This window comes from Wenyingzhuangia marina, assembly GCF_900130035.1.
Lineage (GTDB): Bacteria > Bacteroidota > Bacteroidia > Flavobacteriales > Flavobacteriaceae > Wenyingzhuangia > Wenyingzhuangia marina.
This window is the reverse complement of sequence record NZ_FQXQ01000003.1, coordinates 79,814-103,725: the sequence shown is the minus strand read 5'-3', so window position 1 is coordinate 103,725 and position 23,912 is coordinate 79,814. Positions and strand designations below refer to the sequence as shown.

Here is a 23,912-nt window from a genome sequence, read left to right as displayed (position 1 = left end):
AAACATTACGCTTCTTCATTCTGAAGAAGCGTTTTTTCATTCCTCATTTTTAAATATTCACTAGGACTAACATTAAACTTGGCTTTAAAAATTTTAGAAAAATAACTTCTACTACTAAACCCAACAGTATATACAATTTCTGATACGTTCATATCAGTCGTATTCATTAAGTCTCTGGCTTCTTTTAATCTAACATGTCTAATATATTCTGTAACTGTTCTATTATATAATAATTTAAAACCTTCTTGTAATTTGGCTTGTGTCAATCCTGTTTCTTCAGAAATAGATTCTAAAGAATAGTTAACGGCTGGCGTTTTTATTATTTTTTTAGCATATTTTCTAACCAATTTTAACTCACTTTTTAACAAAGAAGTTTCTATAGTTTGACCACTCATAGCTTGATTGTGCTGAAAAATATGTTGCGATAAAATTTCATAAACCTTACTTTCTATCAACAACATTTTAATCAAACCTTTCTTTTTAATGTTTGATAAAAAATTAATGTGATCTGCCAATTTTAAATTATGAGCTCCAAAGTAAGAGAATTTATTTTCATGATCGGCATCTAAAAACACTTCATGCAACTGGTCATTTAAAGTATCCATAGGCGTTAAAGCCCTTCCCATAAATTTATTTCGTAACACCTGAATTTCATTAGTTCTTACCTTAATACCTTTAGGCAAATAACTATGCGTATGACCACCATCTTTACCAGAAATAATAACAGACTGAAACTGATCTATCTTTTTTCTAACAGTAGTATTATCGAAATGATGCTCGTAAAAACCTTCTAAACAATAAGAAAAACGGATAGGATTGTATAGAGAAGTATCTCTAAGCAACAAAACCTCCTCATGAAAAAGCATATCGATTTCAAACATACTCACTCCCCTATCAAACTCAATATAACGGATGGTTCCAAATACCTTTTCATTGTTAATGGTTAGGTTATGTTCTCCCCATCTTTCTTTAATAACACCTCCTAAAACAACTTGTATTTGCTTTACAGATTCCTTTAAATTGGTAGCGGTAATGTTAATTTCTATCATAGCAGAGATTTTTTTGAACGTAAAGATAAGCTTATCTTCTTATTTATATTCTATAAAAATTAATTTCCTGTTATTTTATTACAATGAATAGGAATAGCGTTCATCTTAAATCCGATAGCGTTCATCTTAGACTCTTTATCTCATTATCTTTACAATAGAAGCTTTAAGTATACTTTTACATTACAATTAATCAAAAAAAACTACGTTATGTTAAGATGGACAATATCATTTATTATTCTTGCAATCATTGCAGGTTTATTCGGATTTACAGGAATTGCAGCTGGAGCTGCTAGTATCGCAAAAATACTATTCTTTATTTTTATCGTTCTATTTGTATTATCCCTATTGTTTGGGAAAAGAATGATTTAAAACTTATTTATCAACCCCTAAAAAAAACACGTTATGAAAAAATCAATCATCCCAATCGCTATTATATTATTTGCCTCAACGCTAACTTTTTCTTGTAAAGAAAAATCAACTTCTGAAAAAGTTGAAGACAAAATAGAAGAAATTAGTGATGACATAGGAGATGCTGCACACGATGCAGGAGATGAAATTAAAGATGCTGCAGAAGAAGTAGCTGATGAAGTTGAAGATGCTGTAGAATAGCATCTCTCAAAAATTACAACTTAAATATTAATTATAAAACCAAAAAAATCATGAAAAAATCAATTTTACCAATTGCAATCGTATTATTTATATCTATAATTTCTTTCTCTTGTAAAGAAAAATCAAAATCAGAAAAAGTAGAAGACAAAATAGAACAAGTAGGTGATGACATCGATGATGCTGCTCACGATGCAGGAGATGCAGTAAAAGATGCTGCTGATGAAGTAGCTGACGAAGCTGAAGATGCTGCCGAATAATAAATAATAGATAACTTATTAAAGATTAAGAATAAAATTTTAATTTTATTATACTAAAAAACCAGAGAATTTCTTCTCTGGTTTTTTGTTGCAACAACTATAAACCCATTACAATATGATGTTTAACAATAAAAACTTAAAATTTGTTAGTTACGGAGAAATTTTATTTGATGTTTTTAAAAACACTAAAAAAATAGGTGGAGCTCCATTAAATTTAGCTTCTAGAATAAGTTCTTTTGGTTTTACTGTATCCATGATTAGTGCAGTAGGAAATGATGAAGATGGACAAATATTGCTTAATTATTTACACAAAAATGGCATCAATACAAATGGTGTTATAACTAATAATTATCCAACAGGATTGGTAAATGTTAAACTAGACGAACACAAATCTGCAACTTATATTATTAAACATCCATCCGCATGGGATAAAATGGAGTATGATGAAACATTAAATAACATTGTAAAAACATCAGATGTTTTTTTATTCGGAAGTTTGGCTTGTCGTGATGAAGTTTCTAGAAACACTTTGTATCATTTATTAAAAAACAAACAACCGTATAAAGTATTTGATGTAAATTTAAGAGCTCCTCATTATCAAATGGAAACTTTAGAAACATTGATGAATCATGCTGATTTTATAAAATTCAACGATGAAGAATTGTTAGAAATTTCTGCAGAACTAGAATCTAACTTTACTACTATTGAAGATAATATTAAATTTATTTCAAAACACACCAACACCCATTCTTTGTGTGTAACCAAAGGAAAAGACGGAGCCGTGTTGCTGTGGAATGGAAAGTTATATAACAATACTGGCTTTCCTATAACTGTGGCAGATACAGTTGGTGCGGGAGATTCTTTTCTAGCTTCATTAATTAGTCAATTATTAAGTAACGGAAAACCTCAACACGCCATTGATTTTGCTTGTGCTGTAGGATCAATTGTAGCTAGTAACGAGGGAGCTAATCCTATAATTAGGGAAGAAGAAATCAATCAATATCTAGATACTTTAAACTAAAAAAGGTCAAATCATTAATTAATGATTTGACCTTTTTTACAAAAATATTTTTCTAAGAAGCTTTGTTTATAGAAAACACAAAATCTTCCCATTCTTTAAATTTTTCTTCACTCATTACCCTAGCCATTTTTACCTGTCCTCCTTTTTTCTTTTGATGACCATTCCATTCCGTAAAAACATTGGTAGGAACAATGGTAACTTTTACACCTTTTAAGGCTTTGGTTCTTGCTACTTTATAATTGTTATTAGCTTCTGATAATAAAACATCTAAAGTATTTGCTATTTCCTCTTCGTTTAATGAAGAGTCATCAATACCTAAATACCAATGATGATGAAATTCCTCATTAATTCTAGTAGCTGCTAAAGTAAATTCAGGGATTTCTACATCATACTTTGTTTCTAATTCTCTTAGCGCTGCATCCATTTTACTAACGGATAATTGAGAACCTACTACATTTAAAAAGAATTTAGTTCTCCCCGTAATTTTAATTTCGGCACGTTCTACATCTGTAAACGCAATAGTATCTCCAATTAAATATCGCCAAGCTCCTGAAACAGTAGAAATTAACAACACATAATCTTTATCTTTTTCTACCTCATCAATACTTAAAACTGGAGCATTCTGATCTAAAGAACCATCTTCTAAAATATAATCTGGTTCAAAAGGCACAAACTCAAAATAAATTCCGTTGTCTAATACCAATTTCATCGCATCTGTTTCTGGTCTTTCTTGAAATGCAATAAAACCTTCCGAAGCCAAATAAGTATCAATCACCTTAATAGGATGTTTTAATAATTTATTAAAGCTTTTTTCATAAGCAGAAAATGCCACTCCACCAGAAGTATAAACTTGTAAGCTTGGCCAAACATCATGAATATCATTTACTCCATGATATTCAATTACTTTTTGCATCATCATTTCCATCCACGATGGAATTCCACTTAACCCAGCAATATCCCAATCTTTAGCTCTTTCTGCAATTTCTTCCACACGCTCATCCCAATCATCAATTTTAGCAATGTCTTCTCCTGGTTTGTAATACCCTCTAAACCAAGACGGAATATTCGCGGCAGAAATACCACTAATTTCTCCTTCTAACCTATTGTTATTTTCCTCTAAATCCGTAGAACTTCCTAACATCATCATTTCTTTTTCAAAGAATTCTGCAGGTAAATCAAAATTAGCCAAGGCTTCTACTTGTTTAATTCCTGCATCTCTAATAGCTGTAATCATTTCTTCGGTTACAGGAATTCTTTTGCTTTTTTTACCCGTAGTTCCAGAACTCAATGCAAAATAATCAGGACTTCCTGGCCAACTTACATTAGGCCTTCCTTCAATAGTTTTGTACCACCACTCCTCTTCCATTTGATGATAATCAAAATAAGGTACTTTCTCTTGAAAAGCTTTTTGAATATCGTCCGATGCTAATATTTCTTTAAAACCGTAGGCTTTACCAAACTCAGTATCTCTTCCTCTTTCTATTAAATATTTTAAAACTTCTAACTGAGCCTCTTTAGGGGCTACTTCTGGAGTTAATTTTTCTTTTAACTCTATTGCTGTTTTTATAATGCTTCCTATAATTGCCATCTCTATTCTTTTAAATTGTTAATACTATCTGTTTCTTCAATCAATTCTAAAATTTCATCAGGAGACACATATAATCTTTTAATTCTGTTTTTATAAGCATCCGAAAAATCTGCATGATTTAAGATGTAATTCTTGGTTGCCAAAATATAATCTCCCATGCCATTAGAAACTGCATAAGAATCTGCTACTCTTTCTGCTTCTCTAATATGTTTTTGCGAAAACAAATACCTAATTCCAAAAGCAATTAAATCAAATCCACTTCTATTTTTATAATCCATGATATGTCCTAATTCATGTCCTAACCAACCAATTAATACATTTTTAGGAATTTCATCTAGACTTACTTTTTTATTTTCAACCACAAAATGCTCACTGATAAAAATTTTATAACACCTGTTTTTTGATGGATTTAAAATCGTTTTGAAAACAGGCTGAGCTTTCATAAAAGAAGTTTTTAAACTTGGTTTGATGACAAACTCAATTGCTGTATCTTTTAAATCAGGATAATGAGACAAAGCAATTAACGCTTCTTCTTTAATTATTTTAGGAATAATTTTATGTGTCATTTTTTTTGAATTCATGCTATAAATAAATCCTAATGTGATAGGAAAAAGTAAGATTAATATGATTCTTTTCTTTGTTTTCATAACTATTTGCAAGTTAAACACGAATCACACCTTATATGAACCCATATAAATTAAATATGAACGTTATTAATTTGAATGCTTTATTATTAATAAAATTAAAGTTAAGTTCGTTAATGTTATCAACCCATTAAAGGCATTGGCAATGAAAAAACTCCTGAATTATTTTGTAGTATTTAAAAATTTAAGTGTAGAAACCTATAAAAACTGGAACAAAAACAGTCCTTTTCAAATGAGTGCTGCCGTTAGTTATTATGCTTTATTTTCTTTTCCCGCCTTAATCATTATTTCTATTCATTCCGTGGGACTTATCTATGATAAAATTGAAGTAAAAACTAAAATTATTAATGAAGTCTCTAGTGTTTTAGGAAGTGATTCTGCCAATTTGATTGAAACCATGCTTCAAAATACTTTTGATAAAGAACAATCTACCATTGCCTTAATTATTGGTATTGCCTCTTTAATTTATGGTGCTACAGGAATGTTTATTGCCTTACAAAAAGCACTTAACAACATATGGAGTGTAGAACCTTTACCTGATAATAGTTTTTTTAAAATTGTAAAAGATAGATTGTTTTCATTAGGTCTGGTCTTAATTATAGGGTTTCTGCTACTGATCTCTTTAATTCTAACAACCATAATTAGTATACTTACAGATTGGATTCAAAGTCATTTTTCAAATCTAATTCTTTACCTTTTTCAAATCATAAACTTTATCATTCCCTTAGGGTTGATTACCGTTTTATTTGCTTTAATTTTTAAAATTCTACCAGACGTAATTATTTCTTGGAAAGATGTTTGGCTAGGTGCTTTTGTTACTAGCTTACTTTTTAGTATTGGTAAATTTGCGTTGGGGATTTATTTTGGTACTACAAATCCTGGTTCTACTTTTGGGGCTGCTGGATCAGTAATTTTAATTCTATTATGGGTATCTTATTCTTGTTTAATTCTTTTTTTAGGAGCGGAATTTACAAAAGTATATGCATCAAAATACGGAAAAGGACTTCATCCAAATCATTATGCAAAAATTGTAGATTAAAAATCATCATAAATTAACAGAAACATAAATTTCACACACTATAATAGCTAATTAATAAATCTTTGTTAAAACTGAGGAAACACAGATATTCTAAAATAGAATTCATTTAACTTAGTTTGTTTTAGAAAAAGGACAATCAGTCCAAACAAACTATCAACAACATATGGCTCTAAAAGTAGTAATCTCCCATAAGACAAAATACAAATACGATCGTTCGGTAAGCTTATCGCCACATATTTTTAGACTAAGACCTGCACCACATAGTAGAACTCCTATTGAGTCTTATTCTTTAAAAATTGAGCCCGAAGAGCACTTTTTTAACTGGCAACAAGATCCATTTGGAAATTACCAAGCACGTGTTGTTTTTCCTGAAAAAACCAAAGAATTATCTATTTCAGTAGAAATTGTGGCCGATTTAAAAACCATCAATCCCTTTGATTTTTTTGTAGATGATAGTGCCGAAGAATATCCTTTTGAATATAATGAGATTACCAAAAAAGAATTGACTCCTTACTTAGAAATAAATGAGGATAGTGATTTACTACAAGAGTTTTTAAAAACCATTGATTACACGCCTAGAAAAACCATTTATTTTTTAATTGATATCAACCGAAAAATATATGAGTTTTTAAAATATAACATACGATTAGAACCTGGAGTGCAGACCGCTGAGGAAACCTTAAAATGTGGAACTGGATCTTGTAGAGACTACTCTTGGTTATTTGTACAAGTTATGAGACATTTAGGATTTGGAGCCAGATTTGTCTCTGGATATATTGTGCAATTAAAATCTGATGAAAAATCATTAGATGGACCTTCCGGACCTGAAGAAGATTTTACAGATTTACATGCATGGACAGAAGTTTATATTCCTGGTGCAGGTTGGATTGGTTTTGACTCCACTTCTGGTTTGTTAGCCGGTGAGGGACATATTCCTTTATCTTGTACACCACATTATGAAAGTGCTGCTGCAGTTAGTGGAGGAATTTTAAGTGATAAAGAAATTAATACCGAATTTGAATTTGAAAATTCAGTCACTAGAATTTTAGAATCGCCAAGAGTTACCAAACCTTATACCGAAGAACAATGGAAAGCCATTGAAAAACTTGGATATAAAGTTGAAAAAGATTTACAAAAAGGAGATGTTAGATTAACCATGGGTGGAGAACCTACCTTTGTTTCTATTGATGATATGGAATCTCCCGAATGGAATACCGATGCTGATGGATCCCACAAAAGAAAATTAGCCAACGATTTAACCAAAAGGTTAATGGATAAAATTGGTGTAGGCGGAATGCTACATCATGCGCAAGGAAAATGGTATCCTGGAGAACCTTTACCTAGATGGGAAATTCAGTTGTATTGGAGAAAAGATGGAAAACCCATTTGGCATACTCCAGAATTACTTTCTTGTTTTTCACCAAATCCTATAGTTCCAGAAGGAAGTGATCTTAAGTTTTTAAAAACCTTAACCAAATATTTAAACGTTTCTCATCAACACATTATTCCTACTTATGAAGATGCTTTTTACATGCTCTGGGAAGAAGGAAACATTCCTGTTGATATTGATATTAGCAAACCAAACAGCGAAGATTTAATCAGAAAAAGACTTGCAGAAATTTTAGCACAAGGAACCAATAAAGCAGTTGGTTATGTATTGCCATTAAACAAACATAAAGACCAATGGTTTACAAGCGAATGGGTTTTTAGACGTAAAAATTTACACTTAACCCCTGGAACTTCTCCTATTGGGTTAAGATTACCTTTAAGCTCTTTAATCACCAAACCTGAATACGAAATTTTTCCTGTTTACGAACCAGATTTATTTAAAGAACGTAAACCTTTACCTAGTTTTAAAAGATTGGTAAACACCAGATATAAAGATTTTTGTATCAACGGAATAGACACTAACAAACCTAAATATTTTGTTAGAACTGCAATTTGTTCCGAAGTTAGATATGGTAAATTGTACTTATTCTTACCACCTTTAGATAGTGCTGATGCTTTTCTTGATTTAATTGCTTCTATAGAAGCCACTGCTAAAGAACTTAACATTCCTGTTATTTTAGAAGGATATAATCCACCACATGACAATAGAGTAGAATCTATGAAAATCACTCCAGATCCGGGAGTAATAGAAGTCAACGTGCACCCAATGAAAAATTGGGAAGAATTGGTTAACAATACCATGACTTTGTATGGGGAAGCAAAAAAAGCTCGTTTGGGAACAGAGAAGTTTATGCTTGATGGAAAACATACAGGAACTGGTGGAGGAAATCATGTAACTTTAGGAGGAACCACTCCTGCGGACAGTCCTTTATTAAGAAAACCTAGTTTATTAAGAAGCTTGCTTACTTTTTGGCAACATCACCCAGGATTGTCTTATTTATTTTCTGGAGCCTTTGTGGGAGCTACCAGTCAAGCACCAAGAATTGATGAGGCCAGAATGGAAAACTTATACGAGTTAGAAATTGCCTTTAGTCAAATTCCCAAAGATGGAGAAGTTCCTTTTTGGTTAACCGATAGGTTATTTAGACATTTATTAACCGATTTAACAGGTAACACACACAGAGCAGAGTTTTGTATTGATAAATTATATTCTCCAGACTCCTCTTCTGGTCGATTAGGAATATTAGAACTTCGTGGTTTTGACATGCCTCCTCATCCTCAAATGAGTTTGTTACAAATGCTATTGGTTAGAACCTTAGTAGCTTGGTTCTGGAAAAAACCATACGAACACGATTTGGTTAGATGGGGAACAGAATTACACGATAAATTCCTAATAGAACATTTTGTTAGAGAAGACATTAAAGATATTGTTACCCAATTAAACAAAGCTGGATACAAATTTGAGTTAGATTGGTTTGATCCTTTCTTTGAATTCAGATTTCCTTTACATGGAATGGTAGACATCAACAATATTCATTTAGAACTTAGAGCAGGTATTGAACCTTGGAATGTATTAGGGGAAGAAATGACTGGTGGCGGAACAGCCCGTTATGTAGATTCTTCTTTAGAGCGTTTGCAAGTAAAAGTATCAAACTTTGTTAATGAAAGATATGTATTGACTTGTAATGGCGTAAAAGTACAAATGCAACCTACAGCTGTAAAAGGTGAATTTGTAGCTGGAATTAGATACAAAGCATGGGATCCATATTCTGCTTTACATCCAACTATTGGAGTAGACACTCCCCTAGCATTTGATATTGTAGATACTTGGAGTAGAAAATCTATTGGAGGGTGCAAATATTTTGTTGCTCATCCAGGTGGTAGATCATACGAAACCTTCCCTGTGAATAGTTTTGAAGCAGAATCTAGAAGAATTAACCGTTTTTGGGATATTGGAGAAACACAAACATATGTTGATAATATTGAAGAGATTACCCAAAGTGAGACAGAAGCTCCTAAAAGAACTGTGGAAGAGTTAGGTAGTTCAAAAAAATTCAGATATAAAACCATTCCAGTCGATAAAGAATTCCCAAATACCTTAGATTTGCGTAAAAAATAGAGTACCCTAAATGACTATTGATTCAAATAAACTTTTTAAAGATTACTTATCTGATATTAAGAATTATGATGAAGTTTTAAAACCCAATAAAGAAATCAATCAAAATTGGAACACATTATTGGAAAACATCAGCACTATTGGTGATGAAAAACTAAAAAGCCTTCAAAGTGAAATTGATTGGTTAATGGCTGAGAACGGGGTAACTTATAATGTTTACAACGATCCTAATGGTTTAAACAGACCTTGGAACTTAAACATTATTCCTTTTGTGATTAATGAAGATGAGTGGAAAGAAGTAGAAAGAGGAATTAAACAAAGAGCTGAACTTTTAGATTTAATTTTAAAAGATATTTACGGAGAAAGAAAGTTAATTAAAAACAAAATTCTCCCTCCAGAAGTTATTTATGAGCACAGAGGTTTTTTAAGACATTGTGATCAAATAAAATATACCACTGCAAAATCTTTAATGATTTATTCTGCAGAAATTTCTAGGGGTCCCGATGGTAGAATGTGGGTAGTGAATGATAGAACTCAAGCCCCATCTGGAATGGGTTATGCTTTGGAAAATCGTTTTACCACCAGTAGAATTGCCTCGGAATTATACAACAATATCAATGTAAAACAGCCTTCTGCTTTTTTTAACGACTTCAATCAAATGTTGATTGATGCGGCTCCTAAAGATGTTGAAAATCCGAACATTGTTATTTTAACTCCTGGACCGCATAACGAAACTTATTTTGAGCACGCTTATTTATCATCTTTGTTAGGTTATCCTTTGGTAAAAGGGAATGATTTGATTGTTCGTAATGGTTTTGTTTGGATGAAATCTTTGGACGGACTAAAAAAAGTTGATGTTATTTTAAGACGTGTGGATGATGTTTTTGTAGATCCGCTAGAATTAAGAGAAGATTCTTATTTAGGAATTGCAGGATTGTTAGAAGTTGTAAGAAATCAAAACATTACTGTTGTAAACCCTGTAGGAAGTGGTGTGATAGAGAACTCTGGTTTGGTTCCTTTTATGAACGCTATTTGTAACTACTTTTTTAAAGAAGATTTAATCCTTCCGCAAATTGCCTCATGGTGGTGTGGACAAGAAAAGGAATTAAATTTTGTACTTAAAAACATCAAAAATTTTGTTGTTAAAAGAATTGATAGATCTAACAGAGAAAGTTTATTCTTTTGCGAGTTTTTATCAGAAGTAGAAATTGAAGTACTAAAAAAAGAAATTCTAAAAAATCCTTGCCGATTTGTGGCTCAAGAAAAAATATCATTTTCTTCAGCCCCTACCTACATCAACGGAAAATTAGAACCTAGAAAAATAGTTTGTAGAACGTTTAGCATTGCCAAAGGAAACGGTTATACAGTAATGCCAGGTGGTTTGGTGCGTGTGGCTTCAGAAAGAAAAGAATTACGCGTTTCTAACCAACGTGGTGGTGTTAGTAAAGATTTTTGGGTTATTAGTAATGAACTACAAACCAATATTCAACAATACACATGGAATAGTTCTCAAAACATTTCTGTGTCAGATATTAATGATTTACCTAGTAATACAGCCGAAAACTTATTTTGGTCTGGTAGGTATTTAGGAAGAGCTTTGGTAACTTCTAGATTTATTAGAATGGTATTGAATAACATGAATAATGAGCAGTACAACTCTAGAAAATCAGAGTCGGAAATATTAAATTATTTGTACAAAGCCATTACAAACATCACCTCTACTTTTCCCGGTTTTGTTGGGGAAGGTTCAGAAAAAACATTAGAGAATCCTTTAAAAGAAATTCAATCTTTAATTTTAGATGAAAATAGAATAGGTAGTTTGGCTCAAACTTTAAATAGTTTTAACAATTCTTATTATAGTTTAAGAAATCTTTGGTCTAAAGACATGTGGCGAGTTTTTGATAGTATTAAAAAATTATGGAGAAACTACAATGCTGATGAACAACCTTCTATTGCTTCTTTAACAAAATTATTAGATAGAACCGTAACAAGATTAATTGCTTTTATGGGATTAATAGAAGAAAGTATTTTGGTAAACCAAGGTTTACTACTTTATTTTATTGGTCTACAAATGGAGCAAGCCACTATGAATATTGCCAAATGTAGATCTTTAATTGTGTTTAATTATGAAGAACAATTAAACTACGAAATATTAGAATCGTTGTTATCTAGCCACGAAAGTTTAAATATTTACAGATATAGTTATCGTTCTTATTTAAGTATAGACAATGTGGTAAACTTGGTATTATTAGACAAAGAATATCCAAAATCGCTGTCATATCAGTTAAAAAGAATAGAAAAAGACATAGAAAGATTACCTATTCCAAAAGGAACTTTAGGTTTTTCTAAATCTTTAGAAACTATTAGAGTGGCCAATAAACTTATTAAAAATGTTGATTCAATCACTTTATTGAATTTAAACGAAGACAAAACATTAAGAAATAACTTAGAAGATTTATTATCTGAATTAAGTGATTTGCTACACGAAACTTCTTTATCTATTTCCAATACATACTTTGATCATACCTATCAACAAACACAAATGGTTAAACAAAAAATTGTGATATAATGGTTTATAAAGTCATCCATACAACTCAATATGATTATGAAGAAGGAGTTACCTTTTGTCATAACATGGCTATTTTAAAACCTAAGAATATTTTAGGACAAAGATTAATTTCTTATGATTTACAAATCAGTCCAAAACCTGTAGAATTTTCTGAAAGAGTTGATTTTTTTGGCAATACCATTACTCGTTTTTCTATTCAAGAACATCACAAGCAATTAAAAGTTTCTGCCATTAGCAAAGTTGATAGAAATATCCTTCTTTGTCCTTCTATTGATGATTTTGAAGCGGCTAAAAACATTACTTTATCTGAATCTTTAGAACTTTTAAAAGGAGTAAGTGATGAAATTTTAGAAGCCAGACAATTTCAATTAGAATCTGTATTGATTAAAAATATTGATGAGAAAATAAAAGCCTATGCTGAAGTTTCTTTTAAACCCGACAGATCTGTATATGAAGCGAGTTACGAACTGATGCAACGTATTTTTAAAGATTTTGAATTCAACACTACTTTTTCTAACGTAGCTACCCCCATTAGCGAAGTAATGAAAGAGAAAAAAGGGGTTTGTCAGGATTTTGCACAAATTGCCATTGCTTGTTTGCGTTCTGTAAAACTTCCCGCCAAATATGTAAGTGGCTACATAGAAACTTTACCTCCTCCGGGGAAAGAAAAATTAATTGGAACCGATGCTTCCCATGCATGGTTTTCGGTTTACATACCCACTTTTGGTTGGTTAGATTTTGATCCTACCAATAATCAAATTCCAAAAAACCAACACATTGTGGTCGCTTGGGGAAGAGATTATTATGATGTTGCCCCATTAAAAGGAGTGTTATACAGCAGTGGAAAAAGTACTTTACGAGTATCTGTTGATATTAGACCTGATGGTGGTTATCAACAAACTCAAATAAAAATTCCGGGATCAAGCTCTCAACAGCAACAACAACAGCAATAATTATGCTTCTAAAATTTCTAGTTGTTTAACAATCTGTGCTTCGGTAATTGGATATTCTTTTCCATTGATAATGGTTTGATAAACGGCTTCAAAAATATGCATATAAGTAGCAGGTTCAGCAGGAATTTTAATGGTTTTTCTTTCTGTTGCATTTAAAGCAATGGTTAATTCCCCTTCTATTCCTTTAGGCTCTACTCCATAATTAGCATCAGTAATTTGCATACCAGTCATCAATTGCTCTTCTTGTAAATTAATTCTTTGTTTTACATATGTTCCTTTGGTTCCATGTATTACAAAAGACGATTGTGGATTAGGTACTAACAGGCTTGTTGTTACATGAACATGAATATTGTTAGGAAACTCAATATAAGCACACATAAAATCATCTACTTGAGTATTTTCTCTATAATATCCTTTCTTTTTATGCCAACTCACAGGAAGTCCAAATAAGGAAATCGCAGCATCAACAATGTGAGAACCTAAATCATAAGTAATTCCACTTCCAGGAACTTCTGCAGTTTCTTTAACAGCTTTTGGTCCTATTTCTGTTTTGTATCTATCAAATCTAATATGTGCTTCTACCACATTTCCTAAATCACCAGATTCCAATACTTTTTTTACAGAAAGGTAATCACTGTCGTATCTCCTGTTATGATATGCTAATATTTTACAATCATTTTCAGCAGCTACTTTATATAATTCTTTTGCTTCTTTTGAAGTGATGGCAAATGGCTTTTCCATCAACACATGTTTTTTTGCTTGTAAAGCTTTTACAGCAAAATCGTAATGAGTATTGTTGGGCGTATTTACAATAATTAAATCTAGATTATTATCTGCTAAAATCTCATCAACACTATCGTAACTAATTACATCAGGATAGACCTCTTTGATTGTTTTTTTACTTCTTTCTACCACAGCTGTTAGTTCAAATCCTATATGCTCATTTACAAAAGGTGCATGAAAAACTTTTCCTGAAAGTCCAAAAGATAACAATCCTGTTTTGATGATTTTTGACATTGATAAGTTCTTTTTTAATTATTGACAGCAATTTAAATATTTAAAATCTTTTAAACACATCACATGCATATAATTGTTGTAAATGATATCTTTGAAATTAAAACAATATTACATTGATTTCATTTTTAATTAAAAACATCTTTAAAGGATTCATCAGCTTATTTGGAGTGGCCACGCTACTTTTCTTTTTGTTCAATTTATTGGGAGATCCTTCTAGAATGTTATTAGATCAAAGAGAAGATCAGGAACAATTAGAAAACATTAAAATTAAGTACGGTTTAAATTTACCTTTACACACACAGTACTTTAATTATTTAAATGATTTGTCTCCTATATCTTTCCACAGTACTCATCAAAATGATTATTCTTTTTTACCTAAGAATAAATCTAGAATTACCTTCTTAAGTACCAATGATTTTGTGGGAGTTTTAAAGTTTCCAAATCTTAGAAATTCTTTTCAAAAAAATGATAAAGAAGTGAGTAGCATTTTAGTGGAAACATTACCAAACACTTTATTATTAGCGGTAACAGCCATTAGTATTGCTTTTATAATTGGTTTGTTATTAGGTATTGTATCTGCATTGCAAGTCAATACTTTTTTAGACAAATGTATTATGGTCATTAGTACTTTGGGAATGAGTTTACCTTCTTTTTTCTCTGCCATTTTATTTGCTTGGTTGTTCGGATTTGTATTACACAAATACACTGGTTTAGGGATGACAGGTAATATTGTGGAAGTTGATGACTTTGGTGAAGGAACCAAAATTGTTTGGAAAAATGCCATTTTACCAAGTATTGTTTTAGGAATAAGACCCTTAGCAGTCATTGTTCAGTTGACTAGAAATAGTTTATTGGATATTTTAAGTAAAGATTATATTAGAACTGCAAAATCAAAAGGATTGTCTACGTATGTTATTATCAAAAAGCACGCTTTAAAAAACGCTTTAAATCCTGTTATTACAACTCTATCAGGTTGGTTTGCTTCTTTATTAGCTGGTGCGGTTTTTGTAGAATATATTTTTAACTGGAACGGTTTAGGAAAAGAAATTGTAAACGCTCTAAATTCTTCCGACTTACCTGTAATCTCAGGAAGTATATTAACCATTGCTGCATTTTTTATCCTCCTAAATATTTTGGTAGATATTTCTTACAGCATTTTAGACCCAAGTGTTGAATTAAAATAAAAATATCATGAAAAAAATTACCTTAATTTTAGTTAGCTTTTTATTCTTTGCCTGTAAAGCACAAGAAAAAACAGCATTTAGTAAAGAAGTATTAGCTGCTCCAATGGTTTCATTGTCTGGTGATGATCTTACTTTTCAACAATTAATAGATAACCAACAAGGAAAAATTACGGTTATAGAAGTTTGGGCATCTTGGTGTAGCGACTGTATCAAAGGACTTCCAAAACTTAAAAAACTTCAAGAAAAACACCCAAATGCTAACTATGTATTTATATCTTTGGACAAGAATCAAACCGATTGGAAAAAGGGTATCAATCGTTTTAGTATAAAAGGAGATCATTACTATGTAGAAGGCGGATGGAAGAGTATTTTTGCTAAAAACATAGACCTTGATTGGATTCCAAGATACATTGTAATTGATGAAACTGGAAAAGTCCTTATTTACAGAGCTATTGAGGCAGATGATTCTAGAATAACAAACGTATTAGAAAACTAAATTTATATAAAATGAGAAGTAAAATTGTAGCAGGTAACTGGAAAATGAACAAAAACGTTGCCGAGTCTAAAGCTTTAGCAGAAGGATTAGTAAGCGAATTAAATGGTGTTTCTTTAGACAACACAAGAGTTATTGTTTCACCTACATTTGTAAACTTAACTACTGTATTAGCAGCTACTGAAGGTTCTGCTGTAGAAGTTGCTGCTCAAAACATGCACCAAGAGGCTAGCGGAGCATATACAGGAGAAATTTCTGCAGATATGTTAACTAGCGTTGGAATTAAATCTGTAATCTTAGGACACTCTGAAAGAAGAGAATACTTTGGTGAAGACGAAGCATTATTAGCTAAAAAGACTGATGCTGCTTTGGCAAACGGTTTAGAAGTAATTTACTGTTTTGGTGAAGTTAAAGAAGAAAGAGAAGCTAACATTCAAGAAAAAGTAGTTGCAGAACAAATTTCTGGAGCTTTATTTCATTTAGATGCTGCTGCATGGTCCAACATTGTATTGGCTTACGAACCAGTTTGGGCAATTGGAACAGGATTAACTGCTTCTGCAGAGCAAGCACAAGAAATGCATGCTTTTATCCGTGGATTTGTTGCTGATAAATATGGAGCTGAAGTTGCTGAAAACGTATCTATTCTATATGGAGGTTCTTGTAAACCATCTAACGCTGAAGAAATTTTCTCTAAGCCAGATGTTGATGGTGGTTTAATTGGTGGAGCTTCCTTGGTAGCTGCTGATTTTGCTGCTGTGATCAAGGCAATCTAAGAAGAAAACAATAATATATAAAACCCCGCTGAGAGCATTTGCTTTTAGCGGGGTTTTGTTTTTTAATAGCTAGCTCATTATTAAATTAATCCATTATCTAAATCAATAACATTTTCATCACCAAACCATTCCTTAGCTTTACTTAAAACTTTAGTTGAACATTCTCCTTCATAAAATACTACTAAGCTTTCTTTAGCTCTAGTACAAGCAACATAAAACAAATTTAAAGTTCTATTAAAATATTTATCTTCAACTATTTTATTTTCAAAAAGAGATTCATAACAAACAGATATCTGCGGAGTTTTATCTTTATTTACAACTACTAATACATTATCAAATTCATCTCCTTTAACCCCATGTTGAGTAGAATAAGGAGTCAATCCTTCAATATAATTATAAAGATTAGTAATCTCAGAAAAATTGACATTATTAATTCTTTCTATCAAGTAAGCTTTTGAACTCATAAATTCAGAAACTTTTGAATCTATTTTTAAAAGTCCCGATGAATCAGCAAAATTTATAACATCTTTGATTTTTAGATTAGTCATAGAGCATAACATCTCCATTTTATCTTTTAAAGTAGACTTATGCTTTCCTAATTCAATTTTATAATCAACTTTTTTTAATAATTCATTAATGTTTCTATTCTCATAGAAAGTTATAATTTCTTGAATTTTGAATAGATATTTAATCAAAATATCTTTCTCATCATTTCTAATATTAGAGTCTGAATTTTTACTTTTCTTTTTCCCTACAAGTTTATCTTTATTTAAATGTATATTTAGTAAATCACTAAACTGCATTGAAAGAGCAATATTAAATAAATCTTTATTAGCAATAATGTAAGTGTACATAGAACCTGTTGGAAGAATTTTTTCAATTCCTGGATATAACTTTTTTACCGAATTAATAGCTTTTTGAATTGTACAATAATTTAGTTCCTCGTCTTTAATTAAATCGATAGCTTTATTAAAGTTTAACTCTTTATTGAATTCTTTAGTTAGCTTATCTAAAAGTTTTAAAAATGTAATAGATTCTATATCGTAATCTTTTTTAGATTCTTTTAAAAAGTCTTTAATACGTTTTATATAACCTGCTCCTACTATTTTATCTTTTGTATAAACTTCAAAGAGAGAATTAAACCCTGCTTTTTCAGCTATTAATCCATTTTTTATTAAAAGAATTTTAGAAAAAGGTTTTCCTTTATCATCATAATTTTTATAATCCCAGTTAGAACAATATTTACTTTTTTTAACATCATCAATATTTTTAAGTGTTGATGATGAATAAAGAAAAGTAAGCTCCCCTTTTTTTATTGTTCCATCCTCATTAACATTAGGAGCTCTTTTATATATTGAAGGTTTTTGTTTTAACTCATCATTTCTTAATTTATTAGCTAAATCAATTATAGACTGAGGATTTCTTCTATTTAATACCTTTGTAATTTCTATAAGATTTCTTTTAGAATCTTCATTAGTTATAGTATCGGTTTCTATTTCTCCAACTCCATCATAAATTGACTGCATACTATCTCCAAAAAGGCCTATTCTTAAATCAAAAAATTTTGAATTAAGATGCTTAAATAAAATATCTATCACTTCTTGAGAAGTATCCTGATATTCATCTACAAAAATATAATCAAATTTATCACTTATTATTTTTGATAATAATGGGTGTTTCTCAAAAATGTATTTTGTTAACTTTATAACATCACTATGTGAAATAACACCTTTTTTTAAGCTAACATATTCTCTATATTGAATTTCAACATCGTCTAATAAGTCCTCTTCTGCTATGTTAGTATTTAACTCAATAATTCCTTTTCTTAAATTTGCTTGAAAAGCTTTTATATTATCCCAAAGAAAATCATGAATTGTACTTGCTTTTAAAGAAAATGAATTTGCTCTTTCAGAAATTTCATCGGCAGCAACATTTGTGTATGTTATACATGCTATTTTTGCTTTTGGATTCTCCTCATTTATTCGTTGAATAAGCTCTATTAAAGTATGCGTTTTTCCACTACCAGCACCACCACATAGTAAAAAGTGGTTTCCTTCTTCCATCGTTTCTATAATCTTGTCTACTTCTGAAGCCATAGTAATCCTTCTTTTATATATGATGGAATATTCCAATTACTATATTTATTATCACTGTGATAAACAATATCCAAAGCAAAATGAGTTTTCTTAATAATACATTTTTCAGCAAGTTCATATGCTATTTTTTTATCTTCTCCTACTAAATCAAAATCTTTTTTATTTTTTAATCCTTTGCAATTATCTTTATTCTTTTTGAGAAATTTCTCATTAACATGAATAAAAGAATCCTCAAAACTCCTTGCATGATAGTCTTCTTCTTTATGCTGAAAAGCAACACATAAATTATTCTCTTTTATTATAATATTTTTGGTAGAACTAATTAATTCTTTAAAATCTTTTTTTGTAAAATGGTTTAATGAGGCATTACTTATTCCTGCAACATCTACATCAACAGGAGAACAAGGTTCCTCTTTAGTTTTATCTTTACCATCTTTGTTTTTCTCACCAGTAAGTACCAACTTAAATGTATCAATATCAGTAATTAAAAGAAACTTAACACCTATAAAAGCAATAAATTCTTCAAATATATGAGCATAAGCTCCGACTTCTATAATTGAAATATTCTGAGACAATAATGGTAAATCAAATTGATTCTCTATATCTAACTTACTCATCATTGCTGGTAGTAAAATCCGCTCCGTATCACCTTCTATCAAGATAGCTTTATCTGCAAAAAACAATTCAGCCCTATTTAAAGTTAAATATTGTTTTAAAAATTGATATTGACTTGTATTAATATCATAATTAGCCTGTAAATCTTTTAGGTTTTTAGAATCAACTTTATTACTTTTCTTGTGGAAATACTTTATATCATCAAAATCACTTTCAGCTACGATATGTGAAGAATGCGTAGTTACAATACTCTGTAAATTGAATTTAGTCTTTTTACCATCCAGATTACCATTAATATCTAATCCCCGTTTTTCTTTATCTAAAATCTCTGTTATTTTTTTTATAAATACATGCTGCATTTGTGGGTGCGTATGTGCTTCTGGTTCTTCTATAAATAGAATATTTATATCAGCAGGTATTTGGTCATCTTTAAGTTCTCGTTCTTTACGAAACTCTCTAAATCGAATTTCCAAATCAAAAATTATAGAAAAAAGATTTAAATAGCCCAAACCATTATAATCTTCTGGAAGAAACGTTTTAGCATATTCATACACAACAGATGTATTCTCTTTTAATATATTTTTTCCTTGTAAGCTCGAAACAACCTTTATTAAAGATTCTCCTTCATTCATTCCGCCAAAAAGCTGAACTTTATCTATAACTTCCTTAAAAACCGTTGGATATACTTTATCAAGCTCTTCATCTGTATGCTCTAACTTTTTATTTAATTCTTTTATAACATCTTCCTCTTCAAATGTATTTTCTAGACTTTCATAATAATCTGATGATAACTTAGAAAGCGTTTTATCTGTCTTATTTGAATCAGAATTATTAACTTCTCTTTTCGCTTTAATACTTTGAATATTAAGTATTCTGGATATTAGTTTTTTATCCGTTATTATTTTAGACTTACCTAATTCATTTTCATTTAAGTATTCATGAGCTCTAACTTCTATTTTAAAATATTTGATGCTTTTTGGTAGATTAAGAAAAGCTATAATATTCTTTTTAGAATTTTCTTTTTTATAAATTTCAAAATCTGCTTTTAGGTATTTAAACTGTAAAGGATTTAAAATATACTCAAACCCTAATACCACAACATTTTCTGATTCTAGATTAAGAATTAGTGCTGATAAATTTTTTAAACTATCTAAATCATCATACAGGATTTCAAATTGAAGTTTAATTCTAAAGATAAAATCTTCGGGGATCTCAATAGAATTATTTTGCTCTAAATCCTTTAACCTCTTCTGTTCATCTAGATTAAAGTCGTTTATAGAAAATTTACTTTTTTCAGTTAAAAATTTTTCAATAACAGATAACAAAGATGTTTTACCTGTATTATTTTTACCAATTACTAAAGAAAGCTTATCCTCTAAATCAATTGAAAACTGTTTTAAAAGTCTAAAGTTTTCAATTTTGATTTTATTAATTTTCATAGACATCTTATTTAAGTCTAATAGAATAAACTATCAGATACTTTTTTGTTATACAATATAGTTCTTTATTAATTTATTTACTGTTTATTTTGCTGCTGTGGTGAAAGCCATCTAAGAAAACAACAAAATATATTCTTTAATAGCTAAAAGCTTTTGCTTTTAGCTATTTTTGTACCCAGAAATATCACATAAAAATGAATTACACAGGTTACACTTTTACTATTACACCACTACAACCCGCTACTGAAATTTTAATTGCAGAATTGGGTGAATTAGGTTTTGAAAGTTTTGAAGAAACAAACACAGGGTTAGAAGCTTATATACAAACACAAGATTGGAATGAAGATATTTTAGATGATGTTTTTGCATTACAATCTGAAGAGTTTGACATTTCCTATACTTATCAAGAAATTGAACAAGTAAACTGGAATTTGGAATGGGAAAAGAATTTTGAACCTATTCATGTTGATAACAAAGTAAGTGTAATTGCTCCTTTTCACGAAAAAACAGGAATGGAGTATGAAATTGTGATAGAACCTAAAATGAGTTTTGGTACCGGTCATCATGAAACTACTCATTTAATGATTAAACATTTGTTAGAATTAGATCTAACAAATAAGAGTGTTTTAGACATGGGAACTGGAACTGGAATTTTAGCCATTTTTGCTGAAATGAAAGGAGCGCATCCTATTGATGCTATTGATATTGATGAATGGTGTTTTATCAATACTGAAGAAAATGTTGAGAAAAACAACTGTAAACATATTAGTGCCTACCAAGGAGATGCCTCTATGTTGGTGGATCAAAAATACGATGTGATTATTGCCAACATCAACAGAAACATTTTGTTGAATGATATGGAAACTTATAATAAGTGTTTAAACAACGGAGGTAAATTGCTGCTAAGTGGGTTTTACACACAAGACATTCCTTTTCTTGAAGAAAGAACCAAAGACTTAGGATTAACTATTCAAAAAACTTATACTAAAAACAACTGGGTTGGTTTACAATTAGATAAATAATTCTTAATTTTGCACTGATTATGAACACAATAGAAAAAACCTTAGAAAGTATAGATGTCCTTGAACAATTAATCAAGGAATATGAAATTGTTTTGTATAACGATGATGTAAACTCATTTGATTTTGTGATTGATGCCTTGATAGATGTTTGTGAACACGATCCAATTCAGGCTGAACAATGCACTATGTTGGTTCATTACAAAGGAAAATGTGCTGTTAAAACAGGAAGTTACGAAGAATTAAAACCTAAATGTTCTAAATTGTTAGAATTAGGCTTATCTGCTGAAATACATTAATATGGAACAATTTTTAGATTACTACAATTTTTCAGAATTTAGCAAAGACCTTTCTTCATTTTTTGATACCATAGCCTATTCATGGATTAAAGACGATTTATATCTTGTGTTAGAAAAAAAAGAGAATGTTTATAATATTCATTTTACAAGCTACGATGCCAAAGAAAATATTGGAAAACAAAAACCTAACGGATTAAATACCTTGATTGAAGATTTTAAACTAGATGACAACGATCATCGAAAAGTGGTACAACAATATTTAGATTATAATTAATAAAAAAGGAAGCTATAAATAGCTTCCTTTTTTATTTTAGAAAATATACTCTTAAACATCTCTAACTATATAGCACATAAAAAAACTCATCATAAATTAATATAATGAGTTTTTGTTGTGACTCCGGGAGGATTCAAACCTCCAACCTCTTGAGCCGTAATCAAGTGCACTATTCAGTTATGCTACGGAGCCGATTGCGGATGCAAATATAGAGCTTTATTACAATGTCGCAAAATAAATATAAACTTTTTATAGAGAATTTTTAGTAACATAGCACCTCCATCCTATTAACATTAATTGCAATTTAGATGCCCTGCTAATATCCAATTGTTTACGTCCATATGAAGGCAATAATAACTTGTTGCATTTAGCTAAAGATCTAAAGATTGTTTTTTTCATAGCATACAAATTAAAAGTATATTCGCACTAAATTAATAAAAAATGAACATACTTTACATTGTTATCGGTTTGGTGCTATTAATTTTTGGTGGTGACTGGCTTTTAAAAGCTTCTGTAAACATCTCCTTAAAATTAAATATTTCTAAGATAGTTATAGGAATGACAGTGGTTTCATTTGCAACCTCTGCACCTGAACTTATTGTAAGTATTAAATCGGCTTTAGATGGGTTTCCTGATTTAGCACTAGGGAATGTAATCGGATCTAACATAGCTAATTTAGCATTGGTTTTAGGAGTTACAGTATGTTTAGGAACCATTGATGTAGGAAAATCTTTTTACACCATTGACTGGCCTATGATGATGGTTTCTTCTGTGCTACTTTACTTATTTATTAGTTATGATTTGGTTTTAGATAGAACTGAAGGAGTTATCTTATTTGTGTTGCTTGTTGCATTTCTATATTACTTACTTCGCTTACAAAGCAAAAAAACCATTACCGATGAGGAGTTAAACATACAAAGCGATGAAACTCCATTAACAAAAACCTTGTTTTTATTATTCATTGGTGGTCTTGGATTATGGGGTGGTTCGGAATTATTAATAAAAGGAGCTGTTGGTTTTGCTGAAGCCATAGGAATTAGTGAACGTATTATTGGCGTAACCATTGTGTCTATAGGAACCAGTATTCCAGAACTTGCCGCTTCTATTATTGCCATCATTAAAAAAGAAAAAGCCATTTCTTTAGGAAACTTAATAGGATCTAATATTTTTAATATTTTGGCTGTATTAGGAATTACTTCTATGATTACCCCTATAAAAGTGGGGGATTTGAATATTGTAACCAACGATATATACTGGATGCTTGCAGTAGCTTTATTGGTTTTTCCATTGTGTTTTATTCCCACCAAATTAAAATTTGGGCTTAAAGAAGGAATTGTTTTACTATCTGTATATACTGCCTTTATTTACTTTACTGTTTTTGTGTAATTATAATTTTTCCAAGAATTTATCTAGTCGCTTTCTTAGCACAAGAAAAACAATTGAAACCTAAGTACCAAACTTATCTGAAT

The 23,912-nt window shown here is 30.4% G+C and carries 21 protein-coding genes and 1 tRNA gene; 15 read left to right on the top strand and 7 right to left on the bottom strand.

Features of this window, described 5'->3' with window-relative positions; all coding sequences use genetic code 11:
• Nucleotides 1-5: 5 nt before the first annotated feature.
• On the bottom strand, nt 6-1,049 hold the full coding sequence (locus BUB70_RS07340) for an AraC family transcriptional regulator (RefSeq protein ID WP_073120068.1): 1,044 nt from the start codon (nt 1,047-1,049) through the stop codon (nt 6-8).
• Between the two features lie 207 nt (nt 1,050-1,256).
• On the opposite strand from BUB70_RS07340, the gene BUB70_RS07335 reads away from it, so the two are divergent.
• The 4 genes from BUB70_RS07335 (at nt 1,257) to BUB70_RS07320 (ending at nt 2,936) form a co-directional block, all read left to right on the top strand.
• Complete coding sequence (locus BUB70_RS07335; RefSeq protein WP_073120065.1) at nt 1,257-1,418, top strand: DUF1328 domain-containing protein; 162 nt, start codon at nt 1,257-1,259, stop codon at nt 1,416-1,418.
• Nucleotides 1,419-1,451: 33 nt separating this feature from the next.
• Nucleotides 1,452-1,658, top strand: a complete 207-nt coding sequence (locus tag BUB70_RS07330) for a hypothetical protein (protein ID WP_073120061.1) — start codon at nt 1,452-1,454, stop codon at nt 1,656-1,658.
• A 50-nt stretch (nt 1,659-1,708) separates the two neighbouring features.
• Nucleotides 1,709-1,915, top strand: coding sequence for a hypothetical protein (locus BUB70_RS07325; protein ID WP_073120057.1), 207 nt, complete (start codon nt 1,709-1,711; stop codon nt 1,913-1,915).
• Nucleotides 1,916-2,030: 115 nt separating this feature from the next.
• On the top strand, nt 2,031-2,936 hold the full coding sequence (locus tag BUB70_RS07320; protein WP_308691427.1) for a carbohydrate kinase family protein: 906 nt from the start codon (nt 2,031-2,033) through the stop codon (nt 2,934-2,936).
• Between the two features lie 52 nt (nt 2,937-2,988).
• Here the strand turns inward: BUB70_RS07320 and BUB70_RS07315 are convergent, their stop codons facing one another.
• A complete protein-coding gene (locus tag BUB70_RS07315) occupies nt 2,989-4,524 on the bottom strand; it encodes a GH3 family acyl-acid amido synthetase (RefSeq protein ID WP_073120054.1) in 1,536 nt (511 codons plus the stop codon).
• Between the two features lie 2 nt (nt 4,525-4,526).
• On the bottom strand, nt 4,527-5,090 hold the full coding sequence (locus BUB70_RS07310) for a hypothetical protein (protein WP_234950297.1): 564 nt from the start codon (nt 5,088-5,090) through the stop codon (nt 4,527-4,529).
• A 223-nt stretch (nt 5,091-5,313) separates the two neighbouring features.
• Between BUB70_RS07310 and BUB70_RS07305 the strand changes: the two genes are divergently transcribed.
• The 4 genes from BUB70_RS07305 (at nt 5,314) to BUB70_RS07290 (ending at nt 13,234) form a co-directional block, all read left to right on the top strand.
• Nucleotides 5,314-6,207 carry a YihY/virulence factor BrkB family protein gene (locus tag BUB70_RS07305; protein WP_073120048.1) on the top strand — a complete coding sequence of 298 codons (894 nt, stop codon included), beginning with the start codon at nt 5,314-5,316 and terminating at the stop codon, nt 6,205-6,207.
• Nucleotides 6,208-6,370: 163 nt separating this feature from the next.
• Nucleotides 6,371-9,715: a transglutaminase family protein gene (locus tag BUB70_RS07300; protein ID WP_073120044.1), complete on the top strand. Its 3,345-nt coding sequence runs from the start codon at nt 6,371-6,373 to the stop codon at nt 9,713-9,715.
• A gap of 10 nt (nt 9,716-9,725) precedes the next feature.
• Complete coding sequence (locus tag BUB70_RS07295; RefSeq protein ID WP_073120041.1) at nt 9,726-12,281, top strand: circularly permuted type 2 ATP-grasp protein; 2,556 nt, start codon at nt 9,726-9,728, stop codon at nt 12,279-12,281.
• Entirely contained in the window at nt 12,281-13,234 is a 954-nt protein-coding gene (locus BUB70_RS07290) for a transglutaminase family protein (RefSeq protein WP_073120037.1), read from the top strand. The genes BUB70_RS07295 and BUB70_RS07290 overlap by 1 nt, the downstream gene beginning before the upstream one ends.
• Here the strand turns inward: BUB70_RS07290 and BUB70_RS07285 are convergent, their stop codons facing one another.
• Entirely contained in the window at nt 13,235-14,251 is a 1,017-nt protein-coding gene (locus tag BUB70_RS07285; protein ID WP_073120034.1) for a Gfo/Idh/MocA family oxidoreductase, read from the bottom strand.
• Between the two features lie 113 nt (nt 14,252-14,364).
• Between BUB70_RS07285 and BUB70_RS07280 the strand changes: the two genes are divergently transcribed.
• The 3 genes from BUB70_RS07280 to tpiA are packed head-to-tail and all read left to right on the top strand — an operon-like array spanning nt 14,365 to nt 16,701.
• Nucleotides 14,365-15,435, top strand: coding sequence for an ABC transporter permease (locus tag BUB70_RS07280; protein WP_073120031.1), 1,071 nt, complete (start codon nt 14,365-14,367; stop codon nt 15,433-15,435).
• A 7-nt stretch (nt 15,436-15,442) separates the two neighbouring features.
• Nucleotides 15,443-15,931, top strand: coding sequence for a TlpA family protein disulfide reductase (locus BUB70_RS07275; protein ID WP_073120027.1), 489 nt, complete (start codon nt 15,443-15,445; stop codon nt 15,929-15,931).
• Nucleotides 15,932-15,942: 11 nt separating this feature from the next.
• Entirely contained in the window at nt 15,943-16,701 is a 759-nt protein-coding gene (gene tpiA / locus BUB70_RS07270) for a triose-phosphate isomerase (protein ID WP_073120024.1), read from the top strand.
• Between the two features lie 80 nt (nt 16,702-16,781).
• Here tpiA and BUB70_RS07265 read toward each other — a convergent pair whose 3' ends face one another.
• Both BUB70_RS07265 and BUB70_RS07260 read right to left on the bottom strand, forming a co-directional pair.
• A complete protein-coding gene (locus tag BUB70_RS07265) occupies nt 16,782-18,797 on the bottom strand; it encodes a UvrD-helicase domain-containing protein (RefSeq protein ID WP_073120021.1) in 2,016 nt (671 codons plus the stop codon).
• On the bottom strand, nt 18,782-20,851 hold the full coding sequence (locus tag BUB70_RS07260) for an AAA family ATPase (RefSeq protein WP_073120897.1): 2,070 nt from the start codon (nt 20,849-20,851) through the stop codon (nt 18,782-18,784). The genes BUB70_RS07265 and BUB70_RS07260 overlap by 16 nt, the downstream gene beginning before the upstream one ends.
• A 194-nt stretch (nt 20,852-21,045) precedes the next feature.
• On the opposite strand from BUB70_RS07260, the gene prmA reads away from it, so the two are divergent.
• Genes prmA through BUB70_RS07245 form a run of 3 tightly spaced genes read left to right on the top strand, consistent with a single transcriptional unit; the run spans nt 21,046 to nt 22,443 of the window.
• Nucleotides 21,046-21,873 carry a 50S ribosomal protein L11 methyltransferase gene (prmA, locus tag BUB70_RS07255; RefSeq protein WP_073120018.1) on the top strand — a complete coding sequence of 276 codons (828 nt, stop codon included), beginning with the start codon at nt 21,046-21,048 and terminating at the stop codon, nt 21,871-21,873.
• Nucleotides 21,874-21,893: 20 nt separating this feature from the next.
• Complete coding sequence (locus BUB70_RS07250) at nt 21,894-22,169, top strand: ATP-dependent Clp protease adaptor ClpS (protein WP_073120015.1); 276 nt, start codon at nt 21,894-21,896, stop codon at nt 22,167-22,169.
• Between the two features lies 1 nt (nt 22,170).
• Nucleotides 22,171-22,443 carry a hypothetical protein gene (locus BUB70_RS07245; RefSeq protein WP_073120012.1) on the top strand — a complete coding sequence of 91 codons (273 nt, stop codon included), beginning with the start codon at nt 22,171-22,173 and terminating at the stop codon, nt 22,441-22,443.
• 118 nt (nt 22,444-22,561) lie between these two features.
• On the opposite strand, the gene BUB70_RS07240 is transcribed toward BUB70_RS07245, so the two are convergent.
• Nucleotides 22,562-22,635: transfer RNA gene (locus BUB70_RS07240), tRNA-Arg, on the bottom strand.
• 249 nt (nt 22,636-22,884) lie between these two features.
• Between BUB70_RS07240 and BUB70_RS07230 the strand changes: the two genes are divergently transcribed.
• Nucleotides 22,885-23,829, top strand: coding sequence for a calcium/sodium antiporter (locus tag BUB70_RS07230; protein WP_073120007.1), 945 nt, complete (start codon nt 22,885-22,887; stop codon nt 23,827-23,829).
• The last annotated feature ends 83 nt before the right edge of the window (nt 23,830-23,912 follow it).

Coding starts and splice junctions, on each gene's coding strand:
- BUB70_RS07265 (WP_073120021.1), bottom strand. CDS start 18,797: ATGGCTTCAGAAGTAGACAAGATTATAGAAACGATGGAAGAAGGAAAC.
- BUB70_RS07320 (WP_308691427.1), top strand. CDS start 2,031: ATGATGTTTAACAATAAAAACTTAAAATTTGTTAGTTACGGAGAAATT.
- BUB70_RS07340 (WP_073120068.1), bottom strand. CDS start 1,049: ATGATAGAAATTAACATTACCGCTACCAATTTAAAGGAATCTGTAAAG.
- BUB70_RS07275 (WP_073120027.1), top strand. CDS start 15,443: ATGAAAAAAATTACCTTAATTTTAGTTAGCTTTTTATTCTTTGCCTGT.
- BUB70_RS07330 (WP_073120061.1), top strand. CDS start 1,452: ATGAAAAAATCAATCATCCCAATCGCTATTATATTATTTGCCTCAACG.
- BUB70_RS07335 (WP_073120065.1), top strand. CDS start 1,257: ATGTTAAGATGGACAATATCATTTATTATTCTTGCAATCATTGCAGGT.
- BUB70_RS07285 (WP_073120034.1), bottom strand. CDS start 14,251: ATGTCAAAAATCATCAAAACAGGATTGTTATCTTTTGGACTTTCAGGA.
- tpiA (WP_073120024.1), top strand. CDS start 15,943: ATGAGAAGTAAAATTGTAGCAGGTAACTGGAAAATGAACAAAAACGTT.
- BUB70_RS07295 (WP_073120041.1), top strand. CDS start 9,726: ATGACTATTGATTCAAATAAACTTTTTAAAGATTACTTATCTGATATT.
- BUB70_RS07315 (WP_073120054.1), bottom strand. CDS start 4,524: ATGGCAATTATAGGAAGCATTATAAAAACAGCAATAGAGTTAAAAGAA.
- BUB70_RS07230 (WP_073120007.1), top strand. CDS start 22,885: ATGAACATACTTTACATTGTTATCGGTTTGGTGCTATTAATTTTTGGT.
- BUB70_RS07325 (WP_073120057.1), top strand. CDS start 1,709: ATGAAAAAATCAATTTTACCAATTGCAATCGTATTATTTATATCTATA.
- prmA (WP_073120018.1), top strand. CDS start 21,046: ATGAATTACACAGGTTACACTTTTACTATTACACCACTACAACCCGCT.
- BUB70_RS07305 (WP_073120048.1), top strand. CDS start 5,314: ATGAAAAAACTCCTGAATTATTTTGTAGTATTTAAAAATTTAAGTGTA.
- BUB70_RS07260 (WP_073120897.1), bottom strand. CDS start 20,851: ATGAAAATTAATAAAATCAAAATTGAAAACTTTAGACTTTTAAAACAG.
- BUB70_RS07300 (WP_073120044.1), top strand. CDS start 6,371: ATGGCTCTAAAAGTAGTAATCTCCCATAAGACAAAATACAAATACGAT.
- BUB70_RS07310 (WP_234950297.1), bottom strand. CDS start 5,090: ATGACACATAAAATTATTCCTAAAATAATTAAAGAAGAAGCGTTAATT.
- BUB70_RS07250 (WP_073120015.1), top strand. CDS start 21,894: ATGAACACAATAGAAAAAACCTTAGAAAGTATAGATGTCCTTGAACAA.
- BUB70_RS07245 (WP_073120012.1), top strand. CDS start 22,171: ATGGAACAATTTTTAGATTACTACAATTTTTCAGAATTTAGCAAAGAC.
- BUB70_RS07290 (WP_073120037.1), top strand. CDS start 12,281: ATGGTTTATAAAGTCATCCATACAACTCAATATGATTATGAAGAAGGA.